Below are 14,096 nucleotides of genomic sequence, written 5' to 3' on the forward strand. Positions count from 1 at the left end.
TTGTGGCGGGATGGATAAAAACATTACCGCCGGGCTCGCACCCTACGCGTCCGTCGGCCATCCGAACGTCATATCTGAGACATCCTTGCCCAGCCCCGCCAAATACTCCTGCAGGGACTTGCGCCGCTCGTAATACGTCACGGCCTGCAGCTCCATCAGCTTCTCGGCCGACAGCTGCGTCATCTCCGGGTATTTGCGCGCCATCATCCACGCGATGCGAGCCGCAGCCAAGGCATCCTCGGTGGCATCGTGCGCCGCATCCAACCGGACCTTATAGTGCTGAGACACGTCCGTCAGGGTCCTCTTACCCTTGCGGAACTGGTCATAATGCTGATCCAACACAAAGGGGTCTACGACTAGGCCATCGATGGTGAAGCTAGGATCCTGCGACAGCAGCACCGTCAGGTCATAAGTCGCGTTATAGGCGACCACCGCAAGGCCATCTGCCCATGCCTGGCGCAGCCCCGCAATGGTTTTGGCCAGGACCTCATCATGCGGACGCCCCTCGGCCCGGGCCTTTTCCGTAGTAATCCCGTGAACATCGGAAGCCGCCTTCGGAATCTCGACCCCCGGATCTGCGAGCATGATGCGGGAGTCCTTCGCACCGTCGGCAAGCCGAACCAGCGCGGAGGTGACGATGCGGCAGGTGCGGGGGTTGGTGCCGGTGGTCTCCAGATCGAACGCGAGCATGCGCGCGGGATCGAAATTGTTCATGCCATCACTGTAGCGGAGGGGCCGGACCAAGCGGATTACACATAGAATGAGCGACGTGACTTCCTCGAGCGAGACCCAGCAGCAGGCACCAGCCCCTTCCGAGATCCGGCAGCAGTGGCAGGATCTGGCCGACCAGATCCGCGAGAACTCGTCGCTGTATTACACAGGCCAGCCGGTGATTTCGGACGCGGAGTACGACAAGCTCTTCCGCGCCCTGCAGGACCTCGAGCAGCAGTGGCCGGACCTCGCGGTTCCCGACAGCCCCACCCAGCAGGTCGGCGCGAGCGTCGAGACGCCTGCCGACGGCGAGGTCTTCGAGCCAGTCGAGCACCTGCAGCGGCTCTACAGCCTGGACAACGTCTTCGACGAGGCGGAGCTGCGCGACTGGCTTACCCGCACTCCGGCGAGTGCCTACCTGACCGAGTTAAAGATCGACGGTCTGTCCATCGACCTCGTCTACGAGAGCGGCCGATTGGTACGCGCCGCTACCCGAGGCGACGGTCGTGTGGGAGAAAACGTCACCGCCAACGCCCGCACCATCGCCGACATTCCGCACGAGATCACCGCCACAGAAGGCCTGGATATCCCCGATGTTCTGGAGGTTCGCGGCGAAGTCTATATCTCGCTGGAGGAGTTCGAGCGAATCAACGCCGACCGCGTGGAGGCAGGGCAGAAGCCGTTCGCCAACCCCCGCAACGCAGCGGCGGGATCGTTGCGCCAGAAAAACGTAGAGGAGGTCGCCAAGCGGCGGCTGTCCATGATCTGCCACGGCATCGGCCACATTGAGGGCTGGCGCCCGCAGTCCCAGCACGCCGCTTACGAAGCGCTGGCCGCCTGGGGGTTCCACGTCTCGCCGTACACCAAGCAGGTCCACTCGGCGGAAGAAGTGGTGAAGCAGATGCTCTACTGGGGCGAGCACCGCCACGACGCCGAGCACGAGATGGACGGCCTGGTGGTCAAGGTCGACGACCTCGCCGAGCAGCGTGCCCTCGGCGCGACATCCCGCGCCCCGCGCTGGGCGATAGCCTACAAGTACCCGCCGGAGGAGGTCACCACCGATCTGCTCGACATTCGCGTCTCCATCGGCCGGACCGGCCGCGCCACCCCGTACGCGGTGATGAAGCCGGTGTTCGTCGCGGGCTCGACCGTGGAGATGGCCACACTGCATAACCCCTCCGAGGTGCGCCGCAAGGGCGTGCTGATTGGCGACCGCGTCACCATCCGCAAGGCCGGCGAGGTCATCCCCGAGGTACTGGGCCCCGTCGCCGATGTCCGTGACGGCTCCGAACGCGAGTTCATCTACCCGACGCTGTGCCCCGAGTGCGGTACGCGACTGGCCCCCTCGAAGGAAGGCGACGCCGACTGGCGCTGCCCAAACACCCGCTACTGCCCGGGGCAACTCCGCCGCCGCGTCGAATTCCTCGCCTCTCGCTCCGGATTCGACATTGAAAACCTCGGCGAGCGCGGTGCCGCCGACCTGATTCACAGGGGAGTGCTTGACGACGAGTCCTTGCTCTTCGACCTCACCGAGGAAGACCTGCTGGAATCAGAGGTCTATACGACCGCGAGCCGCAAGTCGCTTTCCGCCAACGGAAAGAAGCTGCTGGCAAATATTGAGGCCGCCAAGGATAAAGAACTCTGGCGTGTCCTGGTCAGCCTGTCAATCCGGCACGTCGGTCCGACCGTGGCCAGGACGCTGGCCCAGAAGTTCGGGTCGATGGACGCGCTGCGCAGCGCGACGCGCGAGGAAATCTCCGCCATTGACGGCGTGGGCGAAATCATCGGCAACTCGGTTGCGGACTGGTTCCAGGTGGACTGGCACCGCGAGGTCGTCGAGCGTTGGACGAAAGCGGGCGTGCGCATGGCCGATGAGGTCACCAATCGCCCCGAGCAGGTGCTCGAGGGGATGACGGTGGTGGTCACGGGCTCCCTGGAGGGATTTACCCGCGACAGCGCCAAGGAGGCAATCATTAGCCGCGGCGGCAAGGCCGCGAGCTCGGTGTCGAAGAAGACCGACTACGTCGTGGTCGGTGAGAACGCCGGCTCCAAGGCAACCAAAGCCGAGGAGCTGGGCCTGACCATCCTCGACGAAGAAGGCTTCATCCGCCTCCTAGATCTTGGTCGCGTCTAGCTTCCAGACCTCGTTGGCGTAATCGCGGATCGTGCGGTCGGAGGAGAAGCGGCCCGAACGGATGATGTTCAGGAAGCACTTCTTCGCCCAGGCCAGCTCGTCTCGGTAGTCGGCCGCCATGCGGTCGCGGGTTTCGCGGTAATCGGCGAAGTCGCCCAGTACGTAGTAGACGTCGGCAGGCTCATAGCCATTGGACTCCAGCAGCGAGAAGTGCAGGTCGTGGAACAGCCCTGAGCCGCCGTCGTCGAAGGTGCCGTCGATCAGCGAGTCGAGTGCGCGCTTCAGGCCCGGCACGGTCTCGTAAGTGCCCCGGGGGGAGTAGGTCTGGCGCAGCTGAGGCAGTTCCTCCTCCAGCGCGCCGAAGATGTAGGCGTTGTCGTTGCCGACGGCGTCGACAATCTCGACGTTGGCGCCGTCCATGGTGCCCAGCGTCAGCGCGCCGTTCATCATGAACTTCATGTTCGAGGTACCCGAGGCCTCCTTGCCCGCGGTGGAGATCTGCTCGGAGATATCCGAGGCCGGAATGATGTGCTCGGCCGGGGTGACGTTGTAATTCTCCACAAACGCGACCTGCAGGCGACCTTCCATTTCGGGGTCGTTGTTAATCAGCTCGGCGATGGAGTTGATGAACTTAATGATTGCCTTCGCGCGGACGTAACCCGGGGCCGCCTTCGCGCCGAAGATGAACACGCGCGGGGTGACATCGAGTTCAGGGTTGTCCTTGATGCGGTAGTAGAGGTCCAGGATATAAAGCGCGTTGAGCATCTGGCGCTTGTACTCGTGTAGGCGCTTGATCTGGGTGTCGAAGATGGCGTCCGGGTTCACCGCGATGCCCTGGCGGTGCTCCAGCCAGGTGGCGAACTCCCTCTTGTTCTCGTGCTTAATCTCAAGAAGCTCGCGCAGGACCTTCTCGTCGTCGGCGAAACGCTCCAGCTCAGCCAGCTTGTCCAGGTCGGTGACCCAGGCGTCGGAACCCGACAGGCGGGTCAGCAGGGCAGACAGCCGCGGGTTGCACTGGTTGAGCCAACGACGCGGGGTCACACCGTTGGTCTTGTTGTTGAACCGCTCCGGCCAGATATCGTGCCAGTCCTTGAGAGTCTCGCGCTTGATGATCTCCGTGTGCAGCGCAGCCACGCCGTTGATGGAGTACGCCGCGTAGCAGGCAATCCACGCCATGTGGATGCGCCCGTTCGAGATGGGGGCCATGTAGTCGATCTTGCCCTGGTCGTATCCCGCGTCGGCAAGCTCCTCGCGGAAACGGCGGTCGATCTCGCGAGTAATCTCCAGCACACGTCCGAAGAGACGGTCGAAGATAGAGTACTCCCAGGTCTCCAGGGCCTCGGCCAGGACAGTGTGGTTGGTGTAGGCGAAGGTGTGGGACACGACGTTCCAGGCATCGTCCCAGCTCATGTTGTGCTCGTCGAGGAGCAGGCGCATCAGTTCGGGGATGGCGAGCACCGGGTGGGTGTCGTTGAGCTGAATCGAGTTGTACTTGTGGAAATCGCGCAGGTCATCGCCGTGGTTTTCGATGTAGGTATCAATCATCGTCTGCAGCGACGCGGAGACGAAGAAGTACTGCTGGCGGACGCGCAGAACCTTGCCCTCGTAGGTCGAATCATTCGGGTAGAGAACACGGCAGAGATCGTGGACGCGCTCGCGCTCGACGATGGCGTCGGTGAAGCGCTGGGAGTTGAAGGCGTCGTAGTCGAACTCGCGCATCGGCTCGGAGTGCCACAGTCGCAGCGTGCCGACGTTATCGGTGCCGTAGCCGGTAATCGGCATGTCGTAGGGGACAGCGCGGACGACGAGGTCGTCGAAGGTGACAATCTTGGCGAGTTCCTCGCGGCGGACTACGAAGGGGTAGCCCTCCTCCATCCATGGATCCGGGTGCTCGTCCTGGAAACCGCTCTCGAAGGTCTGCTTGAACAGGCCGTAGCGGTAGAGTATGCCGTAGCCGGTCACCGGCAGGTTCTGCGTCGCACAGGAGTCCAGGAAGCAGGCGGCGAGACGGCCAAGGCCGCCGTTGCCGAGTGCCGCGTCGTGCTCGGCCTCGAGAACGTCGGAGAGATTCTTGCCGTAACGAGCGACTGCGTCACTGGCCTCGTCGACCAGGCCGGTGTTGAGGAGGTTGTTCAGCAGCGCGCGTCCCATGAGGAATTCCGCGGAAAAATAGTGCTGCTGGCGGGTCGAGGCATATGCTTCGGTGGTGCGCTGCCAGGCATCGGCGATGTTATCGACTACGACGCGGGAGAGGCCGGACCAGAACTCGGTCTCGGTAGAGGACTGGGGGATCCGACCGGATTCGGCGCGAACGTGGGAGCCCACGAGATCGCTCAAATTCGACATGAAAAGCCTCCTTGAATTACACAGTATCGACCAAGACTCTACCGCCTTGGGATTAATGCTGCGTGTTCAGGAGACCTTGCGCGTGTACACCGCTAGCCGACGCCGTGAATCGGCGAGCTGCTAAGAAATGATCGCTCCGACGATGGTGCCGATACGGCCAAGGTGCTCAACCTCGCTGGGCAGGAAATCGGGGCCGCCGGGGCGGCCGATAATCAGCAGCAGCCCGTCGCCCATCGGGGCGGCTGCGATGGAGGAGTCCATCACCGTCCAGGACTCCGGAAGCCAAGTTTCCTCCTCGGTGTCTAGGTTTCGCGGCGAGGTGACAGGGGCCTCTGGCAGCGAAGCGCCGTTGTCTTCGGGGGCGGCAACGGAGGAGGCCTTTCGCACCCAGCGGTCACCGTCGGCGCCAAGGATAATTGCCCAACCCGCAGTCATAGTGCGAGGTAGACCGTCGACGATGTCCTGCAGAGCACGGTCGAGGACCTTTGTGTGCTGGGAAAAATCGGCCAGCATGGCGATCTGTCCGCGACGGTCGACGGAACCGGAGAAGGGGCGAATCGAATCGACTTCTACGCCGCTGATGGACTGCGCTGCGGAAATGAGCGTGTCCGGCAGACTGCCCGAGGGGAGATCCACAACAATATCGTCGACGACAAGGCCATTTTCGCCGTGGTGGACGACGTCAACGCTGCGGATGTCGCCGCCGACCTCGCCGAGAGCGGCCGCAACATATCCGAGCGAACCAGGAATGTCTGGCAGCTGGACGCGAAGGAGATAGCTCATGGCGGAGGACGAACCTTTCAATGTTTTAGGTGCATGGGGTTTGCCATGCTGAACGGTGATTCAGGTTACATGGTTTAAATGTGAATTGGTAGGTGCGGTTGCACCAGTGTGGTCTGAATTCGCCTGGGCGTGCTATCGGGAATGACAGATTTCGCGGGCCCTTCGGCGGACTCTTGAGCGGACCCTCCATGCGAGCGGGGAAGGGGAGCGACTACTGTGGGAGGGTAAGTTCGCCGTGGCGCGGTGGTTCGCCTGTCGCGGCAGTACACGACGAAGATATTTTCACCGGTTCGTAGGAAACGAAAGGGGTACTAGCGTGCCAGCTATCTCGCGCGATGAGGTTGCCCACCTAGCACGATTGTCCCGTCTGGCACTGACTGATGCCGAACTCGACGAGTTCGCCGGTCAGATTGACGGCATTATCAACCACGTCCAGGCAGTGCAGGAAGTGGCGGCAGACGATGTCGAGCCGATGAGCCACCCCTCGTCTCTGGCCGGCGTAATGCGTGAGGATGTTGTAAACCCGACTCTGACTCCTGAGCAGGCCCTGGACCAGGCTCCTTCGAAGGAACGCCAGCGCTTCGAAGTTCCCCAGATTCTCGGCGAGTAGGAGAAGGATTAGAGATGACTGCAACCCCTTCGGCTAACCCCAACCTGCATGCCGCTGTCGCCGATGATTCTATCCTCGGCCTGACAGCCTTCGAGCTGGCGCAGAAGATTCACGCCCGTGAGCTGACCTCCGTAGAGGTCACCCAGGCATTCCTCGACCGCATCGGCGCAGTGGATGAGGGTATCCACGCCTTCCTGCACGTAGGAGCTGAGGAGGCCCTCGAGGCCGCGCGCAAGGTCGACGAGTCCCTTGATGCTGGCGAGGCCCCGGCGTCCCCTCTGGCCGGCGTACCGCTAGCTCTAAAGGATGTCTTCACCACTACCGACGCCCCGACCACCTGTGCGTCGAAGATGCTCGAGGGGTACATGAGCCCCTACGACGCCACGGTGACCGCCAAGCTCCGTGCAGCCGGTATCCCGATTCTGGGCAAGACCAACATGGACGAGTTCGCTATGGGCTCTTCTACCGAAAACTCTGCTTACGGTCCGACCCATAACCCGTGGGATATCGAGCGTACCGCGGGCGGTTCTGGTGGCGGTTCCTCCGCGGCTCTAGCATCGGGCATGGCCCCGCTGGCCATCGGCACCGATACCGGCGGATCTATCCGTCAGCCCGCTGCGCTAACCGCTACCGTCGGCGTTAAGCCAACCTATGGCACGGTTTCCCGCTACGGCCTCGTTGCCTGCGCCTCCTCCCTCGATCAGGGCGGTCCGACCGCTCGCACGGTCCTGGACACCGCGCTGTTGCACGAGGTCATCGCGGGCCACGACCCGAACGACTCCACCTCCACTACACAGCCGATCGCTGACGTCGTCGCAGCGGCGAAGGAAGGCGCCAGCGGCGACCTGGCGGGTGTGAAGGTTGGTATCGTCAAGCAGTTCGACCGCGCCGAGGGCTACCAGCAGGGTGTGCTGGACTCCTTCCACGACGCCGTCGACAAGCTGAAGGCCGCCGGAGCGGAGGTCGTCGAGGTGGACTGCCCGAACTTCGACCATGCCCTGAGCGCCTACTACCTGATCCTCCCGTGTGAGGTCAGCTCGAACCTGGCTCGTTTCGATGGCATGCGCTACGGCCAGCGTGTCGGCGATGACGGAACTCACTCTGCCGATGAAGTCATGGCAATGACCCGCGCCGCAGGTTTCGGTGACGAGGTCAAGCGCCGCATTATCATCGGCACCTACGCGCTGTCCGTGGGCTACTACGATGCCTACTACATTCAGGCGCAGCGTGTCCGCACTCTGATTCAGCAGGACTTTGAGCGCGCCTTCGAGCAGGTCGACGTCCTCGTCTCGCCGACTACGCCGACCACCGCGTTCAAGCTGGGGGAGAAGGTCGATGACCCGCTGAGCATGTACATGTTCGATCTGTGCACGCTACCGCTGAACCTCGCCGGCATGTGTGGCATGTCCGTTCCCGCAGGTCTGGCGCAGGATACAGGCCTGCCGGTCGGCCTGCAGATTATGGCTCCGCGCCATGGTGACGATCGCCTCTACAAGGTCGGCGCCGCCTACGAGAAGCTGCGCGGGCCAATCAGCTAGCGCTCGACGCCAAAGCCCATAACTAAACACGTGAGAAGCCGTCCCAAATCCGTTGTGGAAAAGGGGCGGCTTCACGCATGTTAATGAAGTTTGAGTGTTCAAGCAGGAATGCAACCAACCTGGGTAAGGAAACTAACCTTGTCTCACGCTAAGGTCTCCCGCCAGCCCGCGGGGAGAAAAGCGATAGCGGCCCCGCTGCTCTATGCCACCTTGACAGTGGTGGCAATCGCCGTGAGTATCTCAGCCGCGATGGTATTCGGATCAGCTGACATAACGTGGAACGCGACAATGTCGGTAATCGGCCACCATCTCTTCGGAACTGAACTGCCCAGTGAAGTGGCAAAGAGCTCGGACACGATCATCTGGCAGCTGCGGGCGCCCAGGGGAGTGCTGGCAGCCATAGTCGGTGCGGGATTGGCTGTCTCGGGTGTGGCCATGCAGACACTTGTGCGAAATCCGCTGGCGGATCCGTACTTGCTGGGAATCTCGGCAGGAGCAGGAGTCGGGGCCACTGCAGTGATTTTGTTTGGTGTTTTCTCCGATGCCCCCATCGGCGCCCTGACTTTTGGCGCGCTGCTCGGTGCTGTGGCGGCCACCATCGCAGTCGGAGCTATTGCGCGCGCGGGCGGCGGGCTGACCCCGCTGCGCCTAGTCCTTTCCGGCGTCGTTTTATCGGCGGCTTTTTCCGCGCTCAGTAGCTTCATGGTGTTTGCGGGGCCTGACCCGCGGGCGGCCCAATCAGTGATGTTTTGGATGCTCGGATCGGTGGCCGGCGCAACCTGGTCGAAAACGGCCATCCCCTTGGCAGTTCTACTGATGACGTTGGCTTTTTTCCTGCTTAAGGCCCGTCATCTGGATGCTCTTGCCACGGGTGACTCCACCGCTGCGGCGGTCGGCATTAACGTCTCCGCCCTGCGCAGCCAAGTATTCGTGGCGCAGGCCGTGCTGGTGGGCACACTCGTCGCGGTTTCGGGAGGTATCGGCTTCGTGGGCCTGGTCATCCCGCACCTGACCCGCATGCTCATCGGGGCGGCTCATCGGGTTGTTCTTCCGCTCGCTGCGCTGTTCGGTGGCCTGTTCCTGGTGTGGGTGGACATCGTCGCGCGAGTCATCGGCGGAAGCCAAGAGATGCCGCTGGGCGTCGTCACTGGCCTCATCGGAGCCCCGTTGTTCCTCTACCTGATGACCCGCGGCAACTACACCTACGGAGGTTCCGAATGACCCTCCCCGTACTATCCGCCGCGAGCCTCCGCTGCGATATTGCAGGACGGACAATCGTGGACGACATCAACTTGAAGTTCGGCTCCGAGCCGATGACCGCCATCGTCGGCGTTAACGGCGCAGGTAAATCGACGTTGCTGCGAGCCCTGGCCGGAATCGATCGGCCGGCCGCCGGCGAGGTGCGCCTCGACGGGGTGTCTCTGGCTTCGATACCGCCGCGGCAGCGCGCGCGAGATATGGCTTTCGTCGCGCAGAATGAGGTTCCCCCGCAGGAGATGCGCGTGTCCGATTTCGTCTCGCTGGGGCGGCTGCCATACCAGAGACTGTTTTCGGGCAACTCCGCGGAGGACAACGACCACGTCGAACGTGCTCTGGAGCTGGTCGGCCTGATCGATGTCGCAGATCGCTCGTGCGGGGCTCTCTCCGGTGGCCAGCGCCGACGGGTCTGTATCGCCCGCGCCATCGCGCAAGACTCGCCGATTCTGCTTCTGGACGAGCCGACGAACCACCTTGACGTCCGCCATCAGCAGTCGGTTCTGAGGCTGGCCAAGGACTCCGGGGCGCAGGTTATCGCCGCGATTCATGACCTGGATCTGGTGATGAACCACTTCGACCGAGTCATCGTTATCGACGGCGGGGCAGTTGCGGCTGATGGTGTCCCGTCCGAGGTGCTCACCCAGGAACTGGTTGCCGGGGTCTTCCACGTCGACTCCTGTCAGTTCTGCTCGCCATACGGCCGCACTCACTTGGCCATTGAGCGTGAGCTCCATGCCGAATAACACTTGACCATTCCCAATCCATATCGCCTGAGAAAGGAAGCCAACCAGCAATGATCCCACTCAACTCCCATCCCCGCCCCTTCGCTTTCCGACGCAATCGGCGTGCCCTCCGCGGGGCCGCCGCGACAGCAGCGGTGGCGGCTGTCGCCTTCGGCGCAGTTGCCTGTTCTGATGACGCCGCGAAGACCGATGCGTCGGGAAGCGTGACCCTGACTAACTGCGGCGAGGAGGTGACCTACCCGGCTACGGCGAAGAAACTGATGATTAACGACGGCAATATCATTTCGCTGGCGCTGGCAGTGGGCGCGGAAAACGAGATTGCCGCGGTGTCCTCTGTCAACCGCGATATCCCGATTCTGACGGCCGCCTATGGTGATGCCATCAAGAGCAAAGAGCAGGTATCGGCTGAATACCCGAACCTGGAGGAGGTCTTGGCAGCGGAGCCTGACGTGTTTATCGGTGGCTGGGGCTACGGCTTCGGCGAGGACAAGGGCCTGACCCCGGAGTCTCTGAAGGAGCACAACATCGGCTCGTACATTCTGACGGAGTCCTGCCGGCAGGCCGACACCGAGGGGGCAGCGCAAGACGGCAGCGGTGACCCGGGCCACAAGCGCGGTGTTGTTGACCCGTGGGAGGCTATCCGCATCGACCTGCGCAACGTCGCTAAGCTGACCGGCCACGAGGACAACGCAGACAAGGTCATCTCCGACATCGACGCACGTCTGAAGAAACTGGATGCCGCACCGAAGGCGGAGAAGAAGCCGGTGGGCTTCGTATTCGACTCTGCGGGCGACGCTCCGTTCACCTCGGGTGCGTTCGGCGCGCCGCAGGGAATCCTGGACAAGGCTGGAGCGACCAACGGAACAGAGTCAATCAAGGACACCTGGACTACGACGACCTGGGAGCACATCGCCGAGATGCAGCCCGATTTCATCACCCTGGTCGAGTACCCGGGCCAGTCCTTCGAGGAAAAGATCAAGGCCCTGCGCACCAACCCGGCGACGAAGGACCTGCCGGCGGTCAAGGAGAATCGCTTCGTCAACCTGCCGTACGCGATGTGGACGGAGTCTCCGCTTAACGTCGATGCCGCAGAGCACGTGCGCAAGGCGTTGGAGCGCTTCGGACTGGTTCCTAATTCCGAAGTCTCCACTCAGCTGGATTTTCCGAAGGACCTGCCGGGAGTCGAGTACTTCCAGTAGCCTCCATCGATCCTTTGACCGCGCCAGGCAACATTGCAGTGCGCGCCACACGGCCTCGACCGGTGTGGTGTGTCTAACTTTTACGGGCTGTGACGTGGGCTAACGGCAGGCACGTCAAGCATAGAAAACTATCGAGTACTAAGGTGGGCATCATGCGAATTGCGACCCTAACTTCCGGTGGCGACTGCCCCGGCCTCAACGCCGTTATCCGTGCCATTGTCCGTACCAGCTCCAGCGAGTACGGCTCCACCGTCGTCGGATTCGAGGACGGCTGGATTGGTCTCATGGAGGACCGCAGGGTTCAGCTCTACGACGACGAAAGCATTGACCGCATGCTTCTGCGCGGTGGCACCATGCTCGGTACCGGCCGAGTGCACCCGGATATCCTCATGTCGAACCTTGACCGCATCAAGGAAAACCTTGACGACGCCGGTATTGATGCCCTCATCCCCATTGGCGGCGAGGGCACTCTGAAGGCGGGCAAGTGGTTGTCCGATAATGGCATCCCGGTTGTCGGTGTGCCGAAGACCATTGACAATGACGTCAACGGAACCGACTACACTTTCGGCTTCGACACCGCAGTTGCCGTGGCAACCGACGCCGTCGACCGCCTGCACACCACCGCGGAATCCCACCAGCGCGTCATGATTGTGGAGGTCATGGGCCGCCACGTCGGTTGGATCGCGCTGCACGCCGGCATGGCCGGTGGCGCCCACTACATTGTGATTCCGGAAAAGCCCTTCGACATCAACGAGATTGTTAAGTCGATGGAGCGCCGCTTCCAGATGGGCGAGAAGTACGGCATCATCGTCGTCGCCGAGGGCGCGGCCCCGAAGCCCGGCACTATGGAGTACGAAGAGGGCGGTGTCGACCAGTTCGGCCACCAGACCTTCAACGGTATCGGCCAGGTTATCGGGCAGGAGATCAAGAGCCGCACCGGCTACGACGTGCGCACTACGGTGCTCGGCCACATTCAGCGTGGCGGCACCCCGACTGCATACGACCGCGTTTTGGCGACCCGCTACGGTATCCACGCCGCCCGCGCAGTCCATGAGGGCGATTACGGCAAGATCGTTGCCCTCAACGGTGAGAATATCGATCGCATCGATATTGATGACGCCGTAGCCGAGCTGAAGGTCGTGCCGGAGGGGCGGTACAGGGCCGCTGCGGCGCTGTTCGGATAAGGCCCACATTTAAAACATCACAAATCGGCCCGGGTCGGAGATTTCGGTTTCCGGCTCGGGCATTTTCTTGTTATAGATGTTGATATAGGTACATTTTTCCCACTAACTCAATAAGGATTTCTATCTCATGTGGAAAAGAGCCACAGCAATTGCGATGGCCTTCGTCGGCCTGACAGTCGGCGCGGGCTTCGCATCGGGCCAGGAAATGATGCAGTATTTCGTGGCCTTCGGCATCAACGGCCTATGGGGCGTCATCCTCGCCTCGGTAGTGATGGCGATCAGCGGCCTGGCGGTGCTTTCTCTCGGCAGCTACTTCCAGGCTGACGAGCACTCGGCCGTCTTCGACGAAATCACCCAGACGTGGATCTCGAAGATTCTCGATATCTCGGTGATGATCACCCTGTTCTGCACCGGCTTCGTCATGTTTGCCGGTGCTGGCGCGAACCTGGAGCAGCAGTTCGGCATCCCACTGTGGATCGGTGCGACCCTCATGGTCGCCCTGACCCTGGGTATTGGCATGCTGGATGCGGACAAGGTCAGCCGAGTAATCGGCATGATTACGCCCTTTATCATCGTCTTCCTTCTGGGGGCTGGCCTATACACTCTGTTCACGGTCGACACCACCCTGACGGAGGCTGCGCAGTACACCACCGAGTTGAAGACGACGCTGCCGCACTGGTCCATCTCCGCTTTGAACTACGTCGGCTTCTGCGTCATGGTGGCGGTGTCCATGTCCATCGTCATCGGCGGTAGCTACCTCAACCCGCGTGAGGCCGGCATTGGCGGCCTGATGGGCGGTTCTATCTACGCAGGTCTTCTGACTCTGGTGACCTTCTCGCTGTTCTACTCGGTGAAGGACGTCGGGCACGAGGACATGCCGACTCTGGCGATTGTGGACTCGATTCACCCGGCCTTGGGCACCGTGATGGCAATCATCATCTACGGAATGATTTTCAACACTGCCATCGGCATGTTCTACGCGCTGGGCCGCCGCGTGACCCGCAATACGCCGCAGCGTTTCCGCGCCTTTTACATCGCCTCCGTGTTGGTTGGCTTCGCCCTTAGCTTTTTCGGCTTCAAGACGCTGGTCGGCTACATCTACCCGACGCTGGGCTACATCGGTATCGCGCTGATTATCGTTTTGTGCATCGCCTACGTGATGGGGCGCAACAAGATGGTGGAGGAGTCCGCCCGCCGTGGCCGCATCCGCAAGCTGGCCCGTCGCAAGCTGCACCCGGGCAAGAAGTTCACGACTGCAGACCAGAAGAAGCTCGACCGGGCGGTCGCTGCCTCTAACGTCTCCAACGTGGACCTGCAGGAGACCGTCCGCGACGACATCGTCGAGGAGCTCGTCAACAACGACGACATCGACTTCACCGAGGAGGACGCCGAGCGCATCGTGGAAAAGGACAACGAGCGCTTGGAGCGTCTCGGTGAGATTGAGGAAGCTCACGAGGAAGATGACCCGCGTGAGACCGCCGTCAATTCCTTCCCCGGCGAGACAATCTCTACCACCCCGAAGAAAATTGCGGGTACAACTAAGGACGCCATCAAGAAGGTCGTCCACCCACGCCAGAAGAAGGGCTAATCG

General features: G+C 61.9%; 11 protein-coding genes. 8 read left to right on the top strand and 3 right to left on the bottom strand.

The window, feature by feature from the left end:
• Positions 1-42 precede the first annotated feature (42 nt).
• Positions 43-714: a 3'-5' exonuclease gene (locus tag CLAC_RS04610; RefSeq protein WP_053413272.1), complete on the bottom strand. Its 672-nt coding sequence runs from the start codon at positions 712-714 to the stop codon at positions 43-45.
• A gap of 55 nt (positions 715-769) precedes the next feature.
• Between CLAC_RS04610 and ligA the strand changes: the two genes are divergently transcribed.
• The gene (ligA, locus tag CLAC_RS04615) at positions 770-2,845 is read left to right on the top strand and encodes an NAD-dependent DNA ligase LigA (RefSeq protein ID WP_245621980.1); all 2,076 of its coding nucleotides are present in this window, start codon (positions 770-772) and stop codon (positions 2,843-2,845) included.
• On the opposite strand, the gene CLAC_RS04620 is transcribed toward ligA, so the two are convergent.
• Together CLAC_RS04620 and CLAC_RS04625 are read right to left on the bottom strand one after the other, a co-directional pair.
• Positions 2,825-5,191, bottom strand: a complete 2,367-nt coding sequence (locus CLAC_RS04620) for a glycogen/starch/alpha-glucan phosphorylase (RefSeq protein WP_053411900.1) — start codon at positions 5,189-5,191, stop codon at positions 2,825-2,827. The two genes, ligA and CLAC_RS04620, sit on opposite strands and share 21 nt — an antisense overlap.
• 120 nt (positions 5,192-5,311) lie before the next feature.
• Positions 5,312-5,974 carry an ACT domain-containing protein gene (locus CLAC_RS04625; protein ID WP_053411901.1) on the bottom strand — a complete coding sequence of 221 codons (663 nt, stop codon included), beginning with the start codon at positions 5,972-5,974 and terminating at the stop codon, positions 5,312-5,314.
• Positions 5,975-6,290: 316 nt separating this feature from the next.
• On the opposite strand from CLAC_RS04625, the gene gatC reads away from it, so the two are divergent.
• The 7 genes from gatC (at position 6,291) to CLAC_RS04660 (ending at position 14,093) form a co-directional block, all read left to right on the top strand.
• On the top strand, positions 6,291-6,584 hold the full coding sequence (gene gatC / locus CLAC_RS04630) for an Asp-tRNA(Asn)/Glu-tRNA(Gln) amidotransferase subunit GatC (protein ID WP_053411902.1): 294 nt from the start codon (positions 6,291-6,293) through the stop codon (positions 6,582-6,584).
• 14 nt (positions 6,585-6,598) lie between these two features.
• Entirely contained in the window at positions 6,599-8,122 is a 1,524-nt protein-coding gene (gene gatA, locus CLAC_RS04635) for an Asp-tRNA(Asn)/Glu-tRNA(Gln) amidotransferase subunit GatA (protein ID WP_156324774.1), read from the top strand.
• Positions 8,123-8,305: 183 nt separating this feature from the next.
• Positions 8,306-9,343 carry a FecCD family ABC transporter permease gene (locus CLAC_RS04640; RefSeq protein WP_245622012.1) on the top strand — a complete coding sequence of 346 codons (1,038 nt, stop codon included), beginning with the start codon at positions 8,306-8,308 and terminating at the stop codon, positions 9,341-9,343.
• Positions 9,340-10,122: an ABC transporter ATP-binding protein gene (locus CLAC_RS04645; RefSeq protein ID WP_053411904.1), complete on the top strand. Its 783-nt coding sequence runs from the start codon at positions 9,340-9,342 to the stop codon at positions 10,120-10,122. Before CLAC_RS04640 ends, CLAC_RS04645 begins: the two co-directional genes overlap by 4 nt.
• Positions 10,123-10,172: 50 nt before the next feature.
• Entirely contained in the window at positions 10,173-11,321 is a 1,149-nt protein-coding gene (locus CLAC_RS04650) for an ABC transporter substrate-binding protein (RefSeq protein WP_053411905.1), read from the top strand.
• 152 nt (positions 11,322-11,473) lie between these two features.
• Positions 11,474-12,505 (top strand): ATP-dependent 6-phosphofructokinase, encoded by a 1,032-nt coding sequence (locus CLAC_RS04655; RefSeq protein WP_053411906.1) that lies wholly within the window; start codon positions 11,474-11,476, stop codon positions 12,503-12,505.
• Positions 12,506-12,632: 127 nt separating this feature from the next.
• Positions 12,633-14,093, top strand: a complete 1,461-nt coding sequence (locus tag CLAC_RS04660) for a YkvI family membrane protein (RefSeq protein WP_053411907.1) — start codon at positions 12,633-12,635, stop codon at positions 14,091-14,093.
• Positions 14,094-14,096: the final 3 nt, after the last annotated feature.

The organism is Corynebacterium lactis RW2-5 (assembly GCF_001274895.1).
In the GTDB taxonomy this organism is placed as follows: Bacteria; Actinomycetota; Actinomycetes; order Mycobacteriales; family Mycobacteriaceae; genus Corynebacterium; species Corynebacterium lactis.

Coding starts and splice junctions, on each gene's coding strand:
- CLAC_RS04610 (WP_053413272.1), bottom strand. CDS start 714: ATGAACAATTTCGATCCCGCGCGCATGCTCGCGTTCGATCTGGAGACC.
- CLAC_RS04620 (WP_053411900.1), bottom strand. CDS start 5,191: ATGTCGAATTTGAGCGATCTCGTGGGCTCCCACGTTCGCGCCGAATCC.
- CLAC_RS04625 (WP_053411901.1), bottom strand. CDS start 5,974: ATGAGCTATCTCCTTCGCGTCCAGCTGCCAGACATTCCTGGTTCGCTC.
- gatA (WP_156324774.1), top strand. CDS start 6,599: ATGACTGCAACCCCTTCGGCTAACCCCAACCTGCATGCCGCTGTCGCC.
- CLAC_RS04645 (WP_053411904.1), top strand. CDS start 9,340: ATGACCCTCCCCGTACTATCCGCCGCGAGCCTCCGCTGCGATATTGCA.
- CLAC_RS04650 (WP_053411905.1), top strand. CDS start 10,173: ATGATCCCACTCAACTCCCATCCCCGCCCCTTCGCTTTCCGACGCAAT.
- CLAC_RS04655 (WP_053411906.1), top strand. CDS start 11,474: ATGCGAATTGCGACCCTAACTTCCGGTGGCGACTGCCCCGGCCTCAAC.
- CLAC_RS04660 (WP_053411907.1), top strand. CDS start 12,633: ATGTGGAAAAGAGCCACAGCAATTGCGATGGCCTTCGTCGGCCTGACA.